The organism is Cellulosimicrobium cellulans, from assembly GCF_006539945.1.
Classification (GTDB): domain Bacteria; phylum Actinomycetota; class Actinomycetes; order Actinomycetales; family Cellulomonadaceae; genus Cellulosimicrobium; species Cellulosimicrobium cellulans.
The window spans coordinates 49163-70713 of sequence record NZ_BJNZ01000014.1; the positions used below are offsets into that span (position 1 = coordinate 49163).

21 protein-coding genes are annotated in these 21551 nt (G+C 74.6%); 12 read left to right on the forward strand and 9 right to left on the reverse strand.

The annotated features are described in order from the left end of the window. The first annotated feature begins 166 nt into the window (after positions 1–166). The gene (locus tag CCE02nite_RS11900) at positions 167–895 is read left to right on the forward strand and encodes a hypothetical protein (protein WP_141389850.1); all 729 of its coding nucleotides are present in this window, start codon (positions 167–169) and stop codon (positions 893–895) included. Between the two features lie 118 nt (positions 896–1013). Here the strand turns inward: CCE02nite_RS11900 and CCE02nite_RS11905 are convergent, their stop codons facing one another. Next, entirely contained in the window at positions 1014–1319 is a 306-nt protein-coding gene (locus tag CCE02nite_RS11905; RefSeq protein ID WP_141389851.1) for a GNAT family N-acetyltransferase, read from the reverse strand. 140 nt (positions 1320–1459) lie between these two features. On the opposite strand from CCE02nite_RS11905, the gene CCE02nite_RS11910 reads away from it, so the two are divergent. Continuing rightward, the gene (locus tag CCE02nite_RS11910; RefSeq protein WP_308463696.1) at positions 1460–2797 is read left to right on the forward strand and encodes an MFS transporter; all 1338 of its coding nucleotides are present in this window, start codon (positions 1460–1462) and stop codon (positions 2795–2797) included. Positions 2798–2861: 64 nt separating this feature from the next. On the opposite strand, the gene CCE02nite_RS11915 is transcribed toward CCE02nite_RS11910, so the two are convergent. From CCE02nite_RS11915 to CCE02nite_RS11925, 3 genes are all read right to left on the reverse strand, one after another. After that, positions 2862–3179: a type II toxin-antitoxin system PemK/MazF family toxin gene (locus CCE02nite_RS11915; RefSeq protein WP_141389852.1), complete on the reverse strand. Its 318-nt coding sequence runs from the start codon at positions 3177–3179 to the stop codon at positions 2862–2864. Next, positions 3176–3502, reverse strand: a complete 327-nt coding sequence (locus CCE02nite_RS11920) for a hypothetical protein (protein WP_255318827.1) — start codon at positions 3500–3502, stop codon at positions 3176–3178. The genes CCE02nite_RS11915 and CCE02nite_RS11920 overlap by 4 nt, the downstream gene beginning before the upstream one ends. Positions 3503–3648: 146 nt before the next feature. Beyond that, positions 3649–4224, reverse strand: coding sequence for a helix-turn-helix domain-containing protein (locus CCE02nite_RS11925; RefSeq protein WP_141389853.1), 576 nt, complete (start codon positions 4222–4224; stop codon positions 3649–3651). A gap of 47 nt (positions 4225–4271) precedes the next feature. On the opposite strand from CCE02nite_RS11925, the gene CCE02nite_RS11930 reads away from it, so the two are divergent. The 7 genes from CCE02nite_RS11930 to CCE02nite_RS11960 all read left to right on the forward strand — a co-directional run bounded on the left by CCE02nite_RS11930 (position 4272) and on the right by CCE02nite_RS11960 (position 13300). Then, positions 4272–5207 carry a class I SAM-dependent methyltransferase gene (locus tag CCE02nite_RS11930; RefSeq protein ID WP_141389854.1) on the forward strand — a complete coding sequence of 312 codons (936 nt, stop codon included), beginning with the start codon at positions 4272–4274 and terminating at the stop codon, positions 5205–5207. 87 nt (positions 5208–5294) lie between these two features. After that, positions 5295–6269 (forward strand): NAD(P)/FAD-dependent oxidoreductase, encoded by a 975-nt coding sequence (locus tag CCE02nite_RS11935; RefSeq protein WP_141389855.1) that lies wholly within the window; start codon positions 5295–5297, stop codon positions 6267–6269. A 217-nt stretch (positions 6270–6486) separates the two neighbouring features. Then, the gene (locus CCE02nite_RS11940) at positions 6487–8283 is read left to right on the forward strand and encodes a pyruvate dehydrogenase (RefSeq protein ID WP_141389856.1); all 1797 of its coding nucleotides are present in this window, start codon (positions 6487–6489) and stop codon (positions 8281–8283) included. Continuing rightward, entirely contained in the window at positions 8280–9905 is a 1626-nt protein-coding gene (locus tag CCE02nite_RS11945) for a RecQ family ATP-dependent DNA helicase (protein ID WP_141389857.1), read from the forward strand. The genes CCE02nite_RS11940 and CCE02nite_RS11945 overlap by 4 nt, the downstream gene beginning before the upstream one ends. A gap of 42 nt (positions 9906–9947) precedes the next feature. Further along, complete coding sequence (locus tag CCE02nite_RS11950; protein ID WP_141389858.1) at positions 9948–11003, forward strand: phosphotransferase family protein; 1056 nt, start codon at positions 9948–9950, stop codon at positions 11001–11003. A gap of 189 nt (positions 11004–11192) precedes the next feature. After that, positions 11193–11663, forward strand: a complete 471-nt coding sequence (locus CCE02nite_RS11955; RefSeq protein ID WP_141389859.1) for an NfeD family protein — start codon at positions 11193–11195, stop codon at positions 11661–11663. A gap of 167 nt (positions 11664–11830) precedes the next feature. After that, positions 11831–13300, forward strand: a complete 1470-nt coding sequence (locus CCE02nite_RS11960) for a flotillin family protein (protein WP_141389860.1) — start codon at positions 11831–11833, stop codon at positions 13298–13300. Between the two features lie 87 nt (positions 13301–13387). On the opposite strand, the gene CCE02nite_RS11965 is transcribed toward CCE02nite_RS11960, so the two are convergent. Beyond that, complete coding sequence (locus CCE02nite_RS11965) at positions 13388–14278, reverse strand: GAP family protein (RefSeq protein ID WP_141389861.1); 891 nt, start codon at positions 14276–14278, stop codon at positions 13388–13390. Positions 14279–14428: 150 nt separating this feature from the next. On the opposite strand from CCE02nite_RS11965, the gene CCE02nite_RS11970 reads away from it, so the two are divergent. Both CCE02nite_RS11970 and CCE02nite_RS11975 read left to right on the forward strand, forming a co-directional pair. Beyond that, positions 14429–15802 carry a sensor histidine kinase gene (locus CCE02nite_RS11970; RefSeq protein ID WP_141389862.1) on the forward strand — a complete coding sequence of 458 codons (1374 nt, stop codon included), beginning with the start codon at positions 14429–14431 and terminating at the stop codon, positions 15800–15802. Next, positions 15799–16599, forward strand: coding sequence for a response regulator (locus CCE02nite_RS11975; protein WP_141389863.1), 801 nt, complete (start codon positions 15799–15801; stop codon positions 16597–16599). Before CCE02nite_RS11970 ends, CCE02nite_RS11975 begins: the two co-directional genes overlap by 4 nt. A gap of 124 nt (positions 16600–16723) precedes the next feature. Here CCE02nite_RS11975 and CCE02nite_RS11980 read toward each other — a convergent pair whose 3' ends face one another. Beyond that, a complete protein-coding gene (locus CCE02nite_RS11980) occupies positions 16724–17317 on the reverse strand; it encodes a TetR/AcrR family transcriptional regulator (protein ID WP_141389864.1) in 594 nt (197 codons plus the stop codon). 95 nt (positions 17318–17412) lie between these two features. On the opposite strand from CCE02nite_RS11980, the gene CCE02nite_RS11985 reads away from it, so the two are divergent. Continuing rightward, positions 17413–18480 (forward strand): ABC transporter permease, encoded by a 1068-nt coding sequence (locus CCE02nite_RS11985; protein WP_141389865.1) that lies wholly within the window; start codon positions 17413–17415, stop codon positions 18478–18480. 33 nt (positions 18481–18513) lie between these two features. Here CCE02nite_RS11985 and CCE02nite_RS11990 read toward each other — a convergent pair whose 3' ends face one another. The 3 genes from CCE02nite_RS11990 to CCE02nite_RS12000 form a co-directional block, all read right to left on the reverse strand. Then, positions 18514–19410, reverse strand: coding sequence for a carbohydrate kinase family protein (locus tag CCE02nite_RS11990; protein ID WP_255318828.1), 897 nt, complete (start codon positions 19408–19410; stop codon positions 18514–18516). Positions 19411–19430: 20 nt separating this feature from the next. Continuing rightward, a complete protein-coding gene (locus CCE02nite_RS11995; RefSeq protein WP_170227300.1) occupies positions 19431–20096 on the reverse strand; it encodes a pentapeptide repeat-containing protein in 666 nt (221 codons plus the stop codon). A 126-nt stretch (positions 20097–20222) separates the two neighbouring features. Then, on the reverse strand, positions 20223–21542 hold the full coding sequence (locus tag CCE02nite_RS12000; RefSeq protein ID WP_141389867.1) for an MFS transporter: 1320 nt from the start codon (positions 21540–21542) through the stop codon (positions 20223–20225). Positions 21543–21551: the final 9 nt, after the last annotated feature.

The window sequence follows — 21551 nt, forward strand, 5'->3', positions numbered from 1 at the left end:
GCGGTGCCGAGGCATAGGGGAAGGGTCCTCGCGCTCCGGCGGCAGCGCAACAGGCGAAGGTCCCGGACGTCCCCGCCGTCTCATGGGCACCGCTCCCCATCGATCCGCGGACTCGACTCTGGGTAAGGTCCGTGCGGCACCCCTCCCCGAAACACCGGAGCTCCTCATGCGTCCCGTCCGTTCCGCCGCCCGCCTGACCGTCGCCGCCGCGCTCGCGCTCGGCCTCACCGCGTGCACCATCAACGTCGGCGGTGACACGCCCGAGACGCCGACGCCGGACGAGACGTCCGCCGAGGAGACCGCGCCGGTCGAGGACGCCGAGGAGGTCGACGACGCCGCGGCCGAGGAGACCGGCGCGAGCGGCGAGCTGCCCGACTGGGCGAACCCCGTCACGAACCCGGGCGAGCAGATCTCGACCTTCAACGTCGGCGACGTCCGCATCGACGTCTACCAGGTGGGCGTCACGCAGGCGACCAAGGACGGCCTGTTCGTCGACCCGGAGAACAACCAGCCGATCATCGCCGAGGGCGACGACATCGTCTTCGTCAACTACGTCATCACGAACGAGGGCGCGCCGATCGACCTCGGCTCGAGCCTCGTGAGCATCGACGAGCGCTACGACGACTGGCCCTACATGCAGGGCATGGACACGATCGTCGACGACGCGCTGTACGAGGCGCAGGGCGTGCACGACGACGGCATGGCGCCCGGCGCGTACCGCGAGCCGACGGTCTACACGTTCGGCACCGGCCAGTCGTACTCGTACGCCACGAACTTCCGCTACCAGTCGGCTTCGCCCATCACGTTCGACGGCACGATCGTCCCGGTCGACGCCGAGGGCGAGCTGCTGCACGACGAGCGCATGGAGGGCGAGGGCACGGGCACCATCTCCTGACCCCTCGCGTCCCCTCACGGGTTCGCCGCCGTACGCGAGCGCCCTGGCCCCTCGGGACCGGGGCGCTCCGCCGTCTCACCGTGTCACCGGCCGACCTCGTGCGCCGCCGGCTGCCGGCTCACCGCCGCGTGAGGTCCTCGTAGTCCGGGTGGCGCTCGATGTAGGCGCGGATGAACGGGCACAGCGGCACGACGCGCTCTCCCGACGCGCGGACCTGGTCGAGCGCGCCCGCGGCGAGCGCCGAGCCGACGCCGTGGCCCTCGAACGCCGGGTCGACCTCGGTGTGCGTGAAGATCACCTTCCCGGGCTCGCGGACGTACGCGGCGAACCCGGCGACGACACCGTCGTCGGTGCGGGCCTCGAAGCGGTCGCCCTCGTCGGTGACGGTGACGGTCGTGGTGCGGGGTGCGGGGCTGTCGGTCATGGCGCCCATCGTCGCCGCCGCACGGCCGCCGGACAACCGGCGCGCCCGCGCCGGGCGCCGAGGCGAGACGGTCGTCACGTCCCGCCCAGAGCCGCGAATTCGCTACCGGGCGGACGACTTCCGGGTGCGACACTGAGACGGTGGTCCAGGATTTCCCGTCGCGCGCTGACGACCCCGAGAACCCCGAGCACCGGCGGGACGACCTGACGACCGACGGGACGACGTCGGGCACCCCCGCGGAGGCCGGGGCGACGCCCCGGAACCCCTACCGCGCCGTGCTCACGCTGCCCGGCGCCTGGCGGTTCTCCGCCGCGGCGCTCGTGGCGCGCCTGCCGATGTCGATGGTCGGCATCGGCACGATCCTCATGGTCCAGGGCATCTACGGCGAGTACGCGCTCGCGGGACGCGTCGCGGCCGCGCTCGTCGTGGCCCAGGCGGTCGTGTCGCCCCAGATCGCGCGCCTCGTGGACCGCACCGGGCAGCGCGTCGTCATGCTGCCGCTGCTCGCCGCCGCGACGCTCGGGCTCGGCGGGCTCATCCTCTGCGCCGTGCTCCGCGCGCCCGAGTGGACGCTCTACGTGTTCGCCGCGATCTCCGGCGCGACCCAGGGGTCGTACGGCTCGATGGTCCGCGCGCGCTGGACGCACATCGTGCCCGACGCGCGGCGCCTGCACACCGCCTACTCGCTCGAGTCCGCGCTCGACGAGCTCGTGTTCGTCGTGGGGCCGGTGCTCGCGACGGTGCTCGCCACGAGCGTGTCCCCCTCGGCCGGGCTGGTCGTTCCGCTCGTCGCGGCGGTCGTCGGCGGGCTGTGGTTCCTGTCGCAGCGCACGACCGAGCCACCGGTCGTCGTGCCCGAGGCCGGCGTGAAGCAGCGCTCCGCCATGCGGTCGACGGGCATGATCGTGCTCGCCGTGATCTTCGTGGCGATGGGCATCGTGTTCGGCGCGACCGACGTGTCGACCATCGCGTTCGCCGAGGAGCAGGGGCAGAAGGGCGCGGCCGGGCTGATCCTCGCCGTCTTCGCGACGGGCTCGCTCATCTCCGGGCTCGTCTACGGCGCGCGGCACTGGGTGTCGCCGCTGTGGCGCCGGTTCGTCATCGGGATCGTCGCGCTCGCCGCCGGCGTCTCGCTGTTCTTCTTCGTGACGTCGATCCCCGTCCTCGCCGCGGTGATGTTCGTGACCGGGTTCGCCATCGCGCCCACGCTCATCAACGGCAACAACCTCGTCCAGAACCTCGTCGCGCCGAACCAGCTCACCGAGGGGCTCGCGTGGGTCGGCACGTCGCTCGGCGTCGGGGTGTCGATCGGGTCGTCCGTCGCGGGGTCGCGCATCGACGCGGGCGGCGCGCACGCCGGGTTCGAGGTCGTCGTCGCGGCGGCGGCGCTCGCCGTCGTGCTCGTGCTCGTCGCTCTCCGGTCGCTGCGCCGCAGCGCCGACCGCGAGGACGTCACGGACGGCACGCCCGCCCACTGACGCGGGGTACCGCGAGACGGTCGACGTCGAGGCCCCCGAGGACGACGGACGGGACGGCTCGGCCTCAGATGATGCCGAGGTAGCTCTGCACGGCCCGCTCGAGCGCGTCCAGGTCGTCTCGAAGAAGGAAGTCGACCGGCTCCCCGACGACGTAGTCGGTGTCGATCGCACGGAGCTGGTCGACGAGGAGCACGGTCTCCTGGCCGGCGATCTCGAGGACGGGCCGGAAGATCGCACGCTGCGCGCTCGTCGAGGTCGGCACGATCGTCGCGACGGACCACGGCATGTTCGTCGGGGACAGGACCACCCCGTACCGCCGACCGCCCTGCTCGTGGCCCCGGGGGTCACCGAGGTCGACGCGGTAGACGGCGCCGCGGATCACCAGGCGTCCGGCTCGTCGTCGAGGTTCTCGTGGGCGAGATTCTCCGCATCGACGCGGGCCTGGTCGACCCACTTCTCGTGCGCGACCAGGTGCAGGCCACGGCGGACGGCGTCGCTGGCGGTGACGCCTTCGTCGCGGAGGCGGTCGAGGATCCGGCGCTCCTCGGGGGTGGGTCGGAACGTGACGGAGTCGCGCTTCGCCGAGGCGCCCTCGCCCTTCCCGGCCCGCGGGGTCCCCCCGGCAGGCACGTTCTTCCCGCCCCGCGAGGTCGAGCCTCGGGGGGTCGTTCTCTCGTGCGCGGTGCTGCGGGTTCTTGTCGCCATGATCACGACACTACGCCTTCTGTCCCACATTTGTCAGACACGGCCCGACTCGATTGACGCCCGCACGTCCGCTCAGCGTCGCCCCCTCGGGCCGACGAGCACTCCTCGAGATCGGCGGGGTCCACGACGCCGCTGGTCGCCACCCGTCAGGACGGGTCGGTGTCCGACAGGTGGGCGCGCTCACCCTCCTGGTCGAAGATGGTGAGGATCTCGACCGGGCCGTCGTGCGCGCCGAACGAGTGCGGCACCATCGTCGAGAACTCGGCCGCCTGGCCCTCGTGCACGAGGATCCGGCGGTCCGCGAGGTAGACGACGGCCGTCCCCGACAGGACGGTGAACCACTCGTGCCCCGGGTGGACGCGCTGGTGCTCGGGCCCCACGGCGCGCTCGGGCGTCAGACGCATCTTCGCGACCATCGTCCCCGGCCGGTCGCGGGAGAGCAGCCACGTGGTCTCCCCCGGCCGGCGCTGCGGCTCGGGCCGGATGACGACGTCCTCGTCGTCGACCGGCTCGACGAGCTGGTCGAGCGTCGTGCCCAGCGCACGGGCGATGGGCACGAGCTGGTCGAGCGCGATGCGCCGGTGCCCGGTCTCGAGGCGGCTGAGCGTCGACGGGCTGAGGAAGCACCGCGCCGCGAGCGCGTCCAGGGTCCAGCCGCGGGCGAGGCGCAGCCCGCGGATCCGCTGGCGGACGACGGCGTCGAGGTCGACTTCTTGCGTCATGAGCAAGATCCTATGCCTCATACGCAGAAGCGTCCTACGGTGGATGCATGAGCTCCCCCGGGCACGACAACCCTCACGACGGCAGCCGCGGCCACGACCACGGCGACGCGCACGGCCACGCGCACGGCCATGCGCACGGCCACGCGCACGGGCACGGGCACAGCCACGCGGCGCACGCCCACGACGCGGGCGGTATGGCCGAGCTGCTCGAGCTCGACGCGTCCGTGTTCGGCGGGCTCGTCGACGAGGCCGTCGCGGTCGCCGTCGCCCACGCGCCGCAGCCGACTCGGACCGTCGTCGACCTCGGCGCCGGGACCGGCACGGGGACCCGGGCCCTCGCCCGCGCGTTCCCCGACGCGGAGGTCGTCTCCGTGGACGCGGACCCCGCGATGCTCGGACGGTTGCGCGACGGGCTCGCCGGGTCCGGGCTCGAGGCACGCGTGCGCACCGTCGAGGCCGACCTCGATGCCCGGTGGCCCGACGTCGGCACCGCGGACGTCGTGTGGGCGTCCGCGTCGCTGCACCACGTCGCCGACCCGGCCCGCGTCCTGCGCGACGCCCACGACGCGCTCGCGCCCGGCGGCCTGCTGGTCGTCGTCGAGATGACCGCGACGTCGCCCGTCCTGCCCGACGACGCGGCTCACGCGGACCTCGCCGCGCACCTCGAGAACGCGATGGCGCACGCCGGCTGGAACCGCTACCCGGACTGGGCGCCCTACCTGGCCGACGCCGGGCTGGATCTCGTCGACCGGCGCGAGCGCACCGCCGTCGTACCGCCGGGCCCGGACGCGTCCCGCTGGGCTCGCGCCACCGCCGCGCGCCAGCGCGAGCACCTCGCCGACCACCTGGACCCCGCCGACCTCGCCGCGCTCGACGCGGTGCTCGACGCGACGGCACCGGCCGACGCCACCGACCCGGTATCAGCGCACACCGTCGGCGCACGCGGCGGCCGCATCGTCTGGGCCGCCCGCCGCCCCCGCTGAGTGCATGAGACAGTCGCCGTCCGCGCCGATTCCCGCGACTGTCTCACGCACTCAGCAATGGACCCCCCTTCCCTGCTGAGGAGAGCAATGGACACCACCACCCAGAGCACCGTCCACGACGTCGCGATCGTCGGCGGCGGACCCGCCGGGCTGAGCGCCGCGGTGACGCTCGCGCGGTCGCTGCGCTCCGTCGTCGTGCTCGACGCCGACGAGCCGCGCAACGCGCCTGCGGAGGGCGCGCACAACCTGCTGGGGCGCGAGGGCGTCCCGCCGCGCGAGCTGCTCGCCGCGGGTCGCGCCGAGGCCGCTGGCTACGGCGCCGAGGTCCGCGACGCACGCGTGGCCCGAGCGGCCGGCGACGCCGAGTCCGGCTTCACGCTCACGCTCGACGACGGCGCGACCGTGCGCGCGCGTCGCGTCCTGCTCGCGACGGGCCTCGTCGACGAGCTCCCCGAGGTCCCCGGGGTCCGCGAGGGCTGGGGGTCGAGCGTGCTGCACTGCCCGTTCTGCCACGGCTGGGAGGTGCGCGGGCAGCGGATCGCGGTGCTCGCGACGGGTCCCGCCGCGGCGCACCAGGTGCTGCTGTTCCGCCAGCTCAGCCCGCACGTCACGCTCTTCCAGCACACCGCCCCGGAGCTCGACGACGCCACGTGGGAGCAGCTCTCGGCGCTCGGCGTGCACGTGGTCGAGGGCGAGGTCGAGCGCCTCGACGTCGAGGGCCGTTCGGTGCGGTCGGTCGTCCTCGCGGACGGGACGTCGTTCGCGGTGGACGCGGTCGTCGTCGGGCCGCGGTTCGTCGCGCGCGGCGAGCTGTTCGAGCAGCTCGGCGGGACGCTCGAGGAGCACCCGGCGGGCCGGTTCGTGCCCGCGGACCCACGCGGTGCGACCGCGCTCCCCGGCGTGTGGGCGGCCGGGAACTCGAGCGACCTCATGGCCCAGGTGGGCGCGTCCGCCGCGGCGGGGGTCATGGCCGGCGCGGGGATCCACGGCGAGCTCGCCCAGACCGACGCGGCGGCGGCCGTCGCGCGCCGCCGCACCCCGTCCGTGGCGGCCCGCCCCTGACACCGAGCCCGGGCTTTCACGTCACCTCACCATGCCGAACCTGGGGTTGCGCGTCACCTGGCGCCGCCGGTGACGCGCAATCCCGGGCTCGGCACCCTGGGGTGCGGCAACCCCGGGTTCGGCACACCGTGACGCACGAGACGCCGCCTCGCGCTGCGGCCCGCACGGGCCCGGCGCACGATGGGAGACGACCCCAGCCCACCCGTGGAGGTACGTCATGCCGTTCGGAATCGGTCGCTCCCCCGTCGACAAGCGCAACCGGACTGTCGCGGACCTGCTGGTCGCGCAGCTCATCGAGGCGGGGGTGCGCCGGATCTACGGCATCGTCGGCGACAGCCTCAACCCCGTGGTGGACGCGGTGCACCGGTCCAACACGGGCGAGAACGCGGGCCAGGGCATCGAGTGGATCCACGTGCGCCACGAGGAGGCGGCCGCGTTCGCGGCGGCCGCGGAGGCCGAGGTCACGGGCAGCCTCGCGGTGTGCGCGGGGTCGTGCGGGCCGGGCAACCTCCACCTCATCAACGGCCTGTACGACGCCAACCGGTCGCGCGTCCCGGTGCTCGCCATCGCGAGCCACATCCCGAGCAAGCAGATCGGCACCGGGTTCTTCCAGGAGACCCACCCCGACCGCCTCTTCACGGAGTGCTCGGTGTACTCCGAGATGATCTCGAGCGCCGACCAGGCGCCGCGCGTCATCAACTCCGCGATCCACCACGCGTACGGCGCCCGCGGCGTCTCCGTCCTCACGCTCCCGGGCGACGTCGCCGACCTCGACGCCCCCGCCGCCGTGCCCGACGTCGCGTGCCGGCCCGCTCCCCCGCGCGTCGTCCCGGACGCGACCGCCGTCCAGCAGCTCGCGGACGCGATCGACGCCGCGAAGAAGGTCACGATCTTCGCCGGGGCGGGCGTGCGCGGCGCGCACGACGACGTCCTCGCGCTCGCCGACAAGATCGCCGCGCCCGTGGGCCACTCGCTGCGCGGCAAGGAGTTCATCCAGTACGACAACCCGTTCGACGTCGGCATGTCCGGCCTGCTCGGCTACGGCGCGGCGTTCGACGCCATGCACGACTGCGACCTCCTCGTGCTGCTCGGCACCGACTTCCCGTACGACCAGTTCCTCCCCGAGTCGGTCCGCACGGCGCAGGTGGACGTCGACCCGACGCACCTGGGCCGCCGCACGCGCCTGGACCTCGCGGTCGTGGGCGACGTCGGCGAGACCGTGCGCGCGCTCCTGCCGCTCGTGAAGAAGGCGCGGTCGCGCAAGTTCCTCGACTCGATGGTCGCCAAGCACGAGAAGGCGATGACGGGCGTCGTCGGGGCGTACACCAAGAAGGTCGAGCGCACGACGCCCATCCACCCCGAGTTCGTCGCCGACACGCTCGACCAGGTCGCCGCCGACGACGCGGTGTTCACCGTCGACACCGGCATGTGCAACGTCTGGGCCGCGCGGTACATCACGCCCAACGGGAAGCGTCGCGTCATCGGGTCGTTCATCCACGGCTCGATGGCCAACGCGCTCCCCCACGCCATCGGGGTCGCCGCCGCGCAGCCTGGCCGGCAGGTCGTCGCGATGTCCGGCGACGGCGGGCTCTCGATGCTGCTCGGCGAGCTCGTGACGCTCAAGCACTACGACCTGCCGGTCAAGGTCGTCCTCTTCGACAACGCGAGCCTCGGCATGGTGCGCCTCGAGATGCTCGTCGACGGGCTGCCGATGTTCGGCACCGAGTCGCCGCACGTCGACTACGCCGCGGTCGCGAACGCGATCGGCATCCCGGCCGTGCGGGTCGAGAAGCCGAAGGACCTGCGCCGCGCCCTCCAGGAGGCGCTGAACCGGCCCGGCCCGGCGCTCGTCGACGTCGTCACCGACCCCCGCGCGCTCTCGATCCCGCCGAACATCACGGCGGGCCAGGTCCGCGGGTTCGCGGTCGCGATGAGCAAGGAGGTCCTCGGCGGCGGCATGGGCGAGGTCGTCTCGATGGCGCGCGCCAACCTGCGCAACGTGCCTCGCCCGTGACGGGCGAGCCCACCCTCGCCGACGTCCGCGACACCGCCCGGGAGGTCTTCGGCTACCGCGACCTGCGCCCCGGCCAGCGCGAGGCGATCACCGCGCTCCTCGACGGGCGCGACGTCCTGCTCGTCCTGCCCACCGGGGCGGGCAAGTCCGCGGTCTACCAGCTCCCCGGCATCGAGCTGCCCGGGCCGACGCTCGTCGTCTCGCCGCTCATCGCGCTCCAGCAGGACCAGGTGCGCTCCCTGCTCGAGCTCGGCGACGACGACGCGCGGGCCGCCGCGGTGAGCTCGGCCGTCCCCGCCGCCGAGCGCCGCGCCGCGCTCGAGGCCGCGGCGGCGGGCGAGCTCGAGTTCCTCTTCCTGTCCCCCGAGCAGCTCGCCAACGACGAGGTCCTCGACGCCGTCCGTGCGGCCCGGCCCAGTCTCGTGGCGGTCGACGAGGCACACTGCGTCTCGACCTGGGGGCACGACTTCCGGCCCGAGTACCTCCGCGTGGGCGAACGCCTCGACACCCTGGACCCGCGACCCCCGGTCCTCGCGCTCACCGCGACGGCGTCGCCTCCCGTGCGCGAGGACGTCGCCGAGCGCCTGCACCTGCGCGACGCCGCGGTGATCGTCCGCGGGTTCGCGCGCCCCGGGATCGCGCTCGAGGTCGTGCGGGCCGTCGAGGCGGCGGACAAGGACCGCGCGGTCGTCGAGCGCGTGCGCACCGAGGCGGAGCACGGCGTCGGGATCGTCTACGTCGGCACGCGGCGCCGCACCACCGAGGTCGCGGACGCGCTCGCGCAGGCGGGGCTGCGCACCGCGGCCTACCACGGAGGGCTGCGGCGGGCCGAGCGCGACGAGGCCCAGCGGCGGTTCACGGAGGACGAGGTGGACGTCGTGGTCGCGACGTCCGCGTTCGGCATGGGCATCGACAAGCCCGACGTGCGGTTCGTCGTGCACGCCGACGTCCCCGGTTCGCCAGACTCCTACTACCAGGAGGTCGGCCGCGCGGGCCGCGACGGCGAGCCCGCCGTCGCGGTGCTGTTCTACCGCCCGGAGGACCTGGGGCTCCAGCGCTACTTCGCCGTGAGCGTGCCCGACCGCGACGACCTGCGCGAGGTCGCGCGCGCCCTGGACCGGGGCGGTCCGGACGACCGGGCGTCCTCGGCGCCCGGCGGGCGGGCGCGGCTGCCCCGGCGCCTGGCGCGGCTGCGCGCGCTCGTGGAGGACGCGCAGGCGCTCGCCGGCGAGGACGCGCGCCCGGCCGCGGTGGCCGACGTCGCGCACGAGCTCGCCGAGGCCCGCCGCCGGGTCGACGACTCGCGCCTGCAGATGATGCGCGCGTACGCCGAGACGACGCAGTGCCGCCGCCAGTTCCTGCTCGCCTACCTCGGGGAGGACCTGCCCGAGCCGTGCGGCCGCTGCGACACGTGCTGGGCCGGGTCGGCCGCCGAGCGGTCGACCGACGACCGCGCCGCCCCCTGGTCGACCGGCACGACGGTGCAGCACCCGGAGTTCGGCGCGGGAACGGTCATGGGGTACGAGGGCGACGACCGGGTGACCGTCCTGTTCGAGACCCACGGGTACCGGACGCTGAGCCTCGACGCCGTGGCCGAGCAGGACCTCCTCACGCCGTCCTGACCGGGCCCGGGAGGGGCGCGCGCGGACCGGTAGCATCGCCGCGTGCTCACCAAGGCGTCGGTCACGCAGGACCAGGTCGCGGCCGTCGTGGCGCCGCTCGGCGAGGCCGTCCGCGTCGAGCCGCTGAGCGGCGGGACGTTCGCGAGCGTCTTCGCCGTGGACCTCGCCGCACGGCCCGCGCGCGTGCTGCCCGACGGCGTCCCCGCGCGCGTCGTCGTCAAGGTCACCGGCGCGGACACGTCGCGCCTGCTGCGCTACGAGCACGGCATCCTCACCACGGAGGACGCCGCCTACCGAGCGGCGCACGCGGCCGGGCTCCCCGTCCCGCGCGTGCTGCACGCCGACCTGACGCGCGCGCACGTGGACGGCGACGCGCTCGTCGTCACGTTCCTCGACGGCGCCTCGTGGAGCGGGCGCGAGCTCGACGCCGCGGCGACCGCGGTGGTGCGCCACGGGCTCGGGTCGTTCATGGCCCGGCTGCACCGGATCACGGGCGACCGGTTCGGGTACCCGGCCCCGGCGTCGGACCTGGCCGCCGCGACGTGGCCCGACGCGTTCGCGCGCATGGTCGAGGCCGTGCTCGACGACGCGCGCCGCTGGGGCGTCGAGCTCCCCGAGGCCCGGGTGCACGACGCCGTCGCGCGCCACCGCGACCTGCTCGCCCGCGTGAGGGTCCCCCGGCTCGTGCACGCGGACCTGTGGCCGGGGAACGTCCTGCTCGGCCACCCGGCGGCCGTCCCGGGGCACCCGGGCGACGCGAGAGGTCTCACGATCGTCGGCGTGCTCGACGCGGAGCGGTCGCTGTGGGGAGACCCGCTGTTCGAGCTCGCCGGTGCCGACCAGCTCGGCGCCGGAGCGGTCGACCCCGACCTCCTCGCGGGGTACGCCGCCGAGGGCGGCGACCTCGGCCTGGGCGACGGCACGCCCGGGTCGGGCGACCCCGACGCGTGGACGCGGCTGAGCCTGTACCGGGCGTACCTCGCGTGCGTCCTCACCGTCGAGGTCGTGCCGCGCGCCTACGAGGGCGACTGGGTCGAGGGGTACGCCGGCACAGCGCGCGCGAACCTCCTGCGGATGCTGGACGAGCTCGGTTCCTGACCGCGCACGACCCTGGGGAGTCCTCCCCATGCCCGAACGCCCGGGGCGGGCTCTCGGCACGGTCGGGTCACGATAGGGTGTGGGTACGTTCACGACAACTCCACACGCCACGTCGACACGACGGTCGGCACGACCGTCCGCACGGCACCGACACACGCACGGCCGCCCGCCGCAGCAAGGGGACCTCGCATGATCGCGTTCATCGTCATCGGCATCGCCGGACTCGCCCTCCTGCTCCTCTCGCTGCTCGTCGGCGAGATCGTCGACCTGGGTGACGGCGCGGTGTCCGGGACGTCGCTCGGCGTGGGTGGTGTGGTCTTCGGCGCCGTCGGCGTGATCGTGGTGTCCAACGACCTGCCGACGTGGCTCGCGTACGTGGGGTCGCTCGTCGTGGCACTGGTCGTGATGGTGCTCGTCCAGGCCCTGGTCAAGCACCTGCGAGAGTCGGAGGACGGCGTCCCGACGTCGCTCGTCGGCGTGCAGGGCACCGCGACGACCGCGATCGGCCCCGCGCGCGGCGAGGTCTCGCTCGACGCCGCGCACGAGCTCGAGCGCCGTCTCGCGTGGGCGGACGAGCCGATCCCGGAGGGCGCGCGCGTCGTCGTCCTCGAGCAGTCCGGGAGCCGGGTACGCGTCCAGCGCCACTACCCCAACGACTGAGGTCCTGACGGACCGACCGCGACGCCCCGCGCGTCGACCCGTGGGTGCCGCGCACCCGCACGCACCACCGGCCGGGCGGCCGGGCACCACCCGGCCCGTCCACCGAGCACGGCCGCACGCCCTGACCTGCACGCACCCACGGAAGGAGACGCGCCCCGGCGCGGACCATGTTCGACGACACGAACCTCATCACGACCCTGGCGATCGTCGCCCTGGTCATCGCGTTCTTCGCGGTGGTCATCTTCATCAGCAAGCGCATCCGCCGCGTCCCGCCGAACGAGGCCCTGGTCATCGTCGGCCGCGGCGCCGGGCGCAAGGAGGCCGCGGGCAGCGGGCAGAAGGTCGTCGTCGGCGGCCGCACGTTCGTCTGGCCGATCCTCCAGCAGGGCTTCTCCATCTCGCTCGAGCAGCGCCAGATCGGCATCACGGTCGAGGGCGTGGACAAGAACCGCATCAAGATCGCCATCAAGGCGTCCATCAACTTCAAGGTCCGGGGTGACGAGGAGGGCGTGCGCCGCGCGGCCCAGCGCTTCCTGTCCCAGCAGGGCACGCTCACGGAGATCATCAAGGAGTCCCTCGAGGGCTCGCTGCGCTCCATCGTCGGCGACATGACGATCGAGCAGATCATCTCCGACCGCAAGGGCCTGTCCGACCGCGTCGTCGAGTCCACCAAGGCCGACCTCTCGGAGCAGGGCCTCCAGGTGGACCTGCTCAACATCTCCGACATCTCGACGCCGGGCTCGGACTACCTCGCGAACCTCGGTCGCGCCGAGTCGGCTCGTGCCCGCCAGGTCGCCGAGGTCTCCGAGGCCGAGGCGCAGCGCGCCTCGGAGTTCGCCGTCATCGACGCGGCCGAGCAGATCGCCGAGCGCCAGAAGGCGCTCGACCTCAAGCGCGCCGTGATCAAGGCCGACACCGACCGTGCGAACGCCGAGGCCGAGGCCGCGGGCCAGCTCGCCCGCGCCGAGCAGGACCGCCTCGTCGCGCAGCAGGAGCGCGAGGCGCTCGCCGAGCAGGCCCGGGTGACGCAGGAGCGCCTCGACATCGAGATCCGCAAGCCCGCCGAGGCCAAGGCGTACGCCGAGGTCCAGGAGGCGAACGCGCGCCGTGACGCCGCGAACGCCGCGACCGAGGCCGACGCGTACAAGCGCACCGTCATCGCCGAGGCGAACAAGACGGCCGCGATCCAGGACGCCGAGGCGTCCGCGCAGGCCGTGCGCCGCGCCGGTGAGGCCGAGCGTGACCGCCAGGTCGCCCTCGCCGCCGGTATCAAGGCCGAGGGTGAGGCCCGCGCGGCGGCGATCGAGGCTGAGGGCCGCGCCGAGGCCGTGGCGACCGACGCCAAGGCTGACGCGCTCCAGAAGTACGGAGAGGCGGCCCTGGTGCAGGAGCTCATCGAGCGTCTGCCGGAGATCGTGCGCGCCGCGGCCGAGCCGATCGGCAACATCCAGGGCATGACCGTCGTCTCGACCGACGGCGCGTCCGCGGTCACGAAGAACGTCGCGTCGGTCCTCGGCGAGGGCCAGGGCGTCATCAAGCAGCTCACCGGAGTCGACATCAACCAGCTCATCGCCAACCTCGCGGGCACGCAGCTCGCGGGCTCGAGCGAGAAGTCGTCGAACGGCACCTCGCACTGACCCCCTGACCGGCGCACGCCGGTGGCACGACGACGGCCCGCCCGGGACCTCCGGGCGGGCCGTCGTCGTGCGGGGCGTGCGGCCTGCTCAGGCCCAGCCGAGGCGGCCGAACGCGTTGAGCGCGAGCAGGACGCCGAGGATCCCCAGCACCCAGCCGGTCATGTCGGTCGCGTTCCTCGTCAGCCACGCGTCGAGCCGGCGCAGCAGCGGGTCGATCGCGCGCGCCGCGACGAGGCGCCCGAGCAGCAGGAGGAGCGCGGGCGCGATCATCACGACGCAGTAGCCCGCGAGGATGCCACCGGTCGCGGGCCAACCGACGTCCGACGTCGTGAGCAGCCCGATCGCGGCGAGGTACGGCAGCATCGTCCCGACCTCGATCGCGACGGCTCCGAGCGCGAGCCCCATGAGCGGCAGCACCGAGGGCCGCGTGCGGGCGGCGCCGGCACCGGCGGCGTCCGCCTCGATCCCCAGCGCGCGCTCGCGCCAGCGGGACAGCCGTCCCGGGCGCGGGGCCGACGCCGTCCCCGTCGTCATGCCGGGAGCGTCGCCCGTGGCCTCTCCCGGGACGGACGGCCGTGCGCCGACCGTCGCCGGCGCTGCGGCGGCCGCGCGCGCGTCCCGTCGGGCCGCGCGCTTGCTGTCGAACCGGAAGCTCAGCGCGAACAGACCGATCCCGAGGAGCAGCTGCACGATCGCGGCGGCACGGGTGTCCAGGGCGTCGCCGAACCGGTCGAGGAAGGCCCCCGCACCCAGCAGGACGACGATCCCGACGGCCAGGTAGAACACGGCGACGGTGCCGAGGTAGACGAGCACCCGCCCGGCACGCAGGCGGCCCGGGGCGAGGAGCAGCCAGACGGGGATCAGCAGCGTGCCGAAGCTCGTGGAGTCGACGAGGGCCAGCACGACGAGCACGCCTGCCATCGCGGCGAGCCCGAGGCCCGGTCCGCCGACGGCGTCGAGGTCGAGAGGGATGTCCATGCCGACGAGCCTCGCCTCCGGGGCGCCGTCCCGTCGTCGGGCGAACGACCGACCCCGGGCCCTCGGCGGGCCACCCGCGTGGACGGTGACGCCGCCGTCATACACCGTTCGACCGATCCGGGGAACGGCTCGCTGTGCTGGGATGGGTCCGTGAGCACGGAGGACGGCGGCACGGACGAGGTGCGCCCCGTCGCGCCCGGACGCTCCGGCACCTGGCGGTCGGCTGTCGGGTCGCTCCCCGAGGTCTGGCGCATCGAGGACCGCCGGAACGACGGCTTCTCCGCCGTCACCACGTTCGTCCTCGGGTGGGTCCTCCTCGAGGTGGGCCTCGTGGGGATCGTTCGCGCACCGTTCGTGGTCGAGCCGGCGGAGCCGTGGTGGCGCGTCGTCCTGCTCGGGGTCGGCTGCCTCCTCATCCTCGTCAAGCGCGCCCACCCGATCCTGGCGCTCCTCGGGGGTGTGGCCGTCACCGCCGTCGACATCCGGTGGGGCGGGAGCCTCGCGATCACGCTCGTCCTGTGGGACCTGCTCTACGCCGCCGCGCTGTGGTCGGGGCCACGGGCGCGCGCGTGGCTCTGGGGGGTGGCCGTGACCGTCGCCGTGCTGGGCTCCGTCGCGGCGGGCGAGGCCGCGCGCGACGTGCGCCAGTTCGTGTACATGGGCCTCCAGCTCGGGGCGGTCCTCCTCGTGCCGATGTGGTGGGCGACCAACGTGCGGACCAAGAGCGAGCTCGCCGAGCTCGCGGGCGAGCGCGCCGACCTCGCGGCGCGCGAGGCCGAGGCCGCAGCGCGCACGGCCGACCTGGAGCGGCAGCGCGCGAGCGACCTCGAGCGCATCGCCGAGCTCGACCGGCACGAGGCCGTCCGGGCCGAGCGCGCCGCGATGGCGCGCGACCTGCACGACGTCATCGCGTCGCACCTGTCGACCATCGCGATCCACTCCGGCGCCGCGCTCGCGCTCCCGCCCGACGCGGCGAAGGACCGGGCAGCGCTCCGGCAGGTGCGCGCGAGCGCCGTCGCGTCGCTGGACGAGATGCGGTCGATGATCCTGCTGCTGCGCACGGAGGGTCGGCGCGACGACGCCCCCGACGCCGTCGCCGCGCCGGGTCGGCTCGCGGGCCTCGACGCGCTGCTCGACGCCGCGCGCGCGGCCACCGCGGTCACGCTCGACGACCCTGACGACGTCGCCGCGTCGGCCCTGCCCGCCGCGGCGGACCAGGCCCTGTTCCGGATCGCGCAGGAGGCCGTGACCAACGCGCTCAAGCACGCGCCAGGGTCGCCCGTCACCGTACGGCTGGTCCGCGACGGGTCGGCCGTCGTGCTCGAGGTGCACGACGACGGCGCGCCGGGCTCGGCGTCGCCGGTCGAGTCCCCGCTGAGCGCCGGTACCGGGCTGCTGACCATGCACGAGCGGGCGGACGGCCTCGGCGGGACGTTCGACGCCGGGCCGACGGCGGCCGGTGGGTGGGTCGTGCGGGCGTGCGTCCCGGTCGCCGAGCGTCCGATCGAGAAGGAGAGCGCGTGACGCCACGACCGGTCCGGGTGCTGCTGGCCGACGACCACGCCGCGATCCGCGCGGGCCTGCGCCTCCTGCTCGACGCCGCCGACGACGTCGAGGTCGTCGGCGAGGCGTCCGACGGCACCGCGGCGATCACCAACGCCCGCGCGCTGCGTCCGGACGTCGTGCTCATGGACCTGCGCATGCCCGGCGTGGACGGCATCGAGGCCACGCGCGTCATCACGGGCGAAGACCTCGCCGACGTGCTCGTGCTCACGACGTTCGACCTCGACGAGTACGTCGACGGCGCGCTCCGCGCGGGCGCCGCGGGCTTCCTCCTCAAGTCCGCGGAGCCCGCCGCGCTGCTCGACGCCGTCCGCCGCGTCGCCGACGGCGACGGCGTGCTCGCGCCCGAGGTCACCCGACGCCTCCTCGCCGCGTTCGCCCGCGGCCCGGCCCCCGACGGCGCCCCTCGCCCCGCCTCGACCACCCGCCCGGGCGGGACGGCCGACCCGGCCGCCGTACCGCCGTCGGGCGTGGTCGACGGCACCCCGGCACCCGCCACGGGGCTCGCCGGGCAGGGCTCCTGGCCGAGCCGCGAGGCGAGCGGTCCGGGCCGGGACCCACGGCTCGCCGACCTCACGCCCCGCGAGGTGGACGTGCTCGCGGCGCTCGGCCGCGGCCTGTCCAACCAGGGCATCGCGACGGACCTCTACATCACCGAGGCGACGGCCAAGACCCACGTCTCGCGCGTGCTCGCCAAGCTCGGCGTCGCGACCCGCATGCAGGCGGCCATCGTCGCCCGCGACACCGGCCTCGCCTGACCCGCCCGAGAACCCGGTACCGCACGGAGGACCCCGTTCTACCTCGCGCAACCACGGCTCTACCTCGGCCAACCACGGCTCTACCTCGCGCGACCGCGGTCCTGGTCCTCCCTCGGCGAGAAGGTCAGCGCGGGAGGTGGCGGGTCGTGCGCTCGAGGTAGGCGTCGGGGTCGAAGTCGTCCATGAGCGCGCTCTGGACGATGAAGCCCTGGCACGCGGCGACGAACAGCGGCGCCTGCTCGGCGCCGAGCTCGGCCGCGCGTGCGGGGTCGAGGCCGTGGGCGTGCTCGTGCCACGCGGCGACGTAGGCCGCGAACACCGAGCGCAGGCGGGCGAGGACGGTCGAGGCGAGCTCGAGGATGCGGGGGTCGGTCACGGCCTCGCCCCAGACCTGGAGCAGGATCGCGGTGCTGCCGATCTCGCGCACCACCCCGTGCATGAGGACCGCGACCAGGTCGGACGGCGGTGGGAGCGGGTCGCGCTCGGCGAGCCGTTCGACGTCGGCGATGCGCCCGCCGACGATCCTGCCCGCGACGTCGTGGACGATCGCCATCTTGGAGTCGTAGTACCCGTAGATCGCCCCGGCGGACAGCCCGGACTCGGCGATGATCTCCGCCATCGAGGTGGCGGCGAAGCCCTTGCGGCGGAACACGCGCAGGGCTGCGGCGGCGATGTCGTCGCGCCGCTGCGCTCGGTACTCGTCACTCACGCGGGGCATCCGCCCACCCTAAACCGAACGATCGTTCTTGACAGGAGGCGACGGGCAGGTCGACCCTATAGAGAACGAACATTCGTTTTACGAGAGGTCTCCCCATGAGCTCCGCCGCCGCTCCGCACACGCACTGGCCGCGCGTCGTGACGACCGCCGTCGGGCTCGTCGCCCTCGTCGCGGTCGTCGTCCTCGCGTTCCTCTGGCCCTCCGTCACCGCCGAGCCGAGGGACCTCCCGGTCGCGGCCGCGGGCGACCCCGCCGTCGTCGCCCAGGTGCAGGCGGCGCTGGACCAGAACGCCGAGGGCGCGATCGAGCTCGTCACCGTCGCCGACCGTGACGCGGCCGTCGACCTCGTCGAGTCACGCGACGCGTACGGCGCGCTCGTCCTCGGGCAGCAGCCCGAGGTCCTCACCGCCTCGGCGGCGAGCCCCGCCGTCGCGCAGCTCCTCGCCGGTCTCCAGCCCGCGCTCCAGGCCCAGGTCTCCGCCGCCGCGACCGCGCAGGGCGTGCCCGCCGAGGCGGTCCCGACCGTGGCGGTGACCGACGTCGTCCCGCTCTCCGCCGACGACCCGCGCGGCTCCACGCTCGCCGCGGCGTCGTTCCCGCTCGTGCTCGGCGGCATGGTCGGCGGCATCGCGATCTCGCTCGCCGTCGTCGGGGTGTGGCGGCGCGTCGCGGCGCTCGGGGTCTACTCGGTGATCGGCGGGCTCGCGATCGCGGGGATCCTGCACGGCATCGGCGGGCTGCACGGCGCGTACCTCGCCGACTCGCTCGCCGTCGCGCTCACGCTGCTCGGCATCGGCAGCACGATCGTCGGCGCCGTCGCGGTGCTCGGCCGCCCCGGCATCGCCGTGGGCCCGGTCCTGTTCCTGCTCGTCGCGAACCCGCTCTCGGCGTCCGCGATGCCGGTCGAGTTCCTGCTCAGCCCGTGGGGCGCCGTCGGGCAGTGGTTCCCGCCGGGCGCGTCCGCGACCCTCCTGCGCGACCTGTCCTACTTCCCCGCCGCGGACACGACCTTCCCCTGGCTCGTGCTCACCGGGTGGGCCGTGCTCGGGCTCCTGCTCTCGCTCGTCGGTCACTTCCGCGACCGCGGCGCGGCGACCGCCGCCGCACTGCGCGAGGCGGACGGCGTCGCACCCGCGGCCGAGCCCGTCGGCTCCGCGCGCTGACCGAGCGCGGCGCGCCGACTCCGGCCCGAGCCGTCAGGCCGGGACGAGGTCCGGGCTCTGCACGACGAGCGCGGCGTGCCGGGCGCCCGCCGTCATCGCCTCCTCGACGCCCGCGCCCCGCAGGTGCGCGTCGAGGAAGCCCGCGAAGAAGCCGTCGCCCGCACCGTTCGTGTCGACGACCTGCGGCACGTGATCCGCGGGCACCTCGACGAAACCTCCCTCGGGCGTGAGCGCGACGGCGCCGTGCGACCCGTGCGTGCACACCACGAGCCGCGCGCCCGCGTCGACCCGCGCGGACATGAAGCCGCGCCAGTCCTCGAGGCGGTCCCCGCTGAGGAACACGTGCGTCCCCGCGTCGACCCACGGCCGGTGGAACGCGGACTCGCCGTCGTAGTCGTGCAGGTCGACCCAGACCTCGCGCCCCCGGGACACGGCGAGGTCCAGCACGGGCAGCGCGGGGACCGCGAGGTCGACGACGACGGCCCGCGCCGCGTCGAGCGCCGCGACGGCGGCGTCCCACGACGGGCCCTGGGCCGGGACCTCGCCGGGGGCGCGCAGGTAGACCGAGACGCGCCCGCCGTCGTCGTCCATGAGGTTGAGGTGGCTCTCGGTGCACCCGTCGGGCGAGGGCTCCGCGAGCACCTGGACGCCCGCGCCCTCGAGCACGGACCGGACGCGCGCGCCGTCGTCGTCCGCCCCGAGGACGGTGCGCAGCAGCACCGCCCGGCCGAGCCGCGCGAGGTTGAGCGCCTTGCCCGCCGACGTCCCACCCACCGTGGCGCGGTGCGACCGGGCGAAGACGGTGTGCGGCGTGGGCGCGGGCAGCTCGTCGAGCTGGACGAGGAGGTTCCACGACGCCGGTCCGGCGACGAGGACCTCGGTCCCGGCGGGGTCGGGCAGCGCGGTGGACGGGTGCGTGGCGTCGGTCACGTCGCGCACCCTATCCCCGGTCAGTCGGTGACCGTGATGCCGAGGCTGTGCGCGAACGTCGCGGCGAGGCGCGCGAGCTGGGTCGAGTCGATCGTCGAGCCCCGCAGCGACTCGATGCCGCTCAGCTCGTCGATCTCGGCGCCCCGCAGGTCGACGTGCGCCAGCGTGGAGGCCTGGACGTCGAGCCTGCGGACGCGCGTGCCCTCGAACGCCACGCGCAGCGCGTCCGCCGCGACGAGGTCCAGCTCGTCGATCGTGCAGTCGGTGAACATCACGTCGCGCAGGGTCGCGCCCCGCAGGTTGACGAACCCGAGCTTGCAGCCGACGAACCGGACCCCCGCCCACGACGACTCGTAGAGCTCGGCGGACCCGAGGCGTGCGCCGCGCACCTCGACCTCGCGCCACCGGCCGCGCGTCCCGCGCAGCACGGGCACGTCCAGACGGTCGAGCACGACCTCCGTGAGCGTGACGGCGCCGAGGTCGGCCGCGTCGGCGCGCACCTGGTCGAGCCGCGTCGAGAACACGCTCGCGCCGTGCAGGTCGAGCCGGTCGAGGCGGAGGTCGACGAGCTCGAACCCCTCGAGGTCGGCCTCCGCCTCGAGGTCGTACGCGTCGCCGCGCTGGAGGTCGTCCAGCACGACGGGGTCGATCACGGGCGGCTCGGTCGTCGGCTTCTGGGGAGGCACGCCCCCGAGCCTAGGCCCCGCCATCGACGCCGAACGATGCGTTCCCGTTCGAGTGATGCGCTCCGGGACGCATCACTCGGACGGGAACGCATCACTGGACGGGCGCTGTCTCGGGGACGGCGGCCCTCAGGGCTCGGGGTGGAGGGCGTCGTAGCGCCAGAACTTCCGTTGCGACCGCAGGACGAGCCACAGCACGACGACGCACGCCACGCCCCCGGCGACGGCGGCCCACGCCTCGCCGACCCACGTCGCCTGGGCGCCGAGCACGAGCTCGCCGAGGCGCGGGCCGCCCGCGACGACGACGATGAACACGCCCTGGAGGCGGCCGCGCATGTCGTCGGGCGTCGCGGTCTGGAGGATGGTCTGGCGGAACACGGCGCTCACCGCGTCGGACGCGCCCGCGAGCGCCAGCGCGACGCTCGCCGCGACCACGCCGCCCACGAGGACCGTCGTCGGCGTCGTCGCCCCGACCCCGACCAGCACGAGCCCGAACAGCACGATCGACAGCCCGTACGCGGTGACCGCCCAGACGATGACGCGGCCCTGCCAGCGCACGCGCGACAGCCCGCCGGAGAACACCCCGGCCAGCACGGCGCCGACCGCGAACGCCGCGGTGAGGACGCCCGTGGTCGCCTCGCCGCCGCCGAGGAACACGACGCCCGCGGCGGGCAGCAGCACGCGCGGCGACGCGAGCACCATCGCGGCGAGGTCGACGAGGAAGGTCGTGCGGACGTTGGGCTGGGTCGCGAGGTACCGCAGGCCGTCGACGACGGAGCGCCAGCCCACGATCCGGCGTCGCCGCCCCGCGGGCGCGGCCTGCGGGGTGTCGTCGCCGGTGAGGGGCGGGATGTCGGGCAGCCGCCACACCGCCCACAGGGCGGCCGTGAAGAGCACGGCGTCGATCGTGTACGCGAGCTGGTAGCCCCACAGCGCGACGAGGAACGCGCCGCCCAGCGGGCCGACGGTGAGCGCGACGTTCCACGCGATCGTCTGGAGCGCGTTGGCCGCGGGCAGGAGACGGGGCTCGACGAGGCGCGGGATGATCGCCGACCGCGCCGGGTTGTTGATGGCGAACGCCGCGGACTGCGCGGCGACGAGCGCGTAGAGCACGCCCACCGAGTTCAGGTGCAGCCACGCCTGGACCGCGATGAGCGCGGTGACGACCCACAGGGCGGTCGATGCCGCGAGCGCGACCTTGCGCCGGTCGTACGCGTCGACGAGGGCGCCGCCGTAGAGCCCGAGCACGACGAGGGGCACGAGGGCGCAGAGCCCGAGCACGCCGACCGCGAGCGACGATCCCGTGAGCGCGTAGACCTGGAGGCCGACGGCGACGACGGTGAGCTGCGAGCCGAGGTTCGAGATCCCCAGGCCCCACCACAGCCGACGGAACGGCGGGGAGGTGCGCAGCGGCGTCGTGTCGGCGAGGAGACCGTTGACGCGAGCCACGATCGCCGA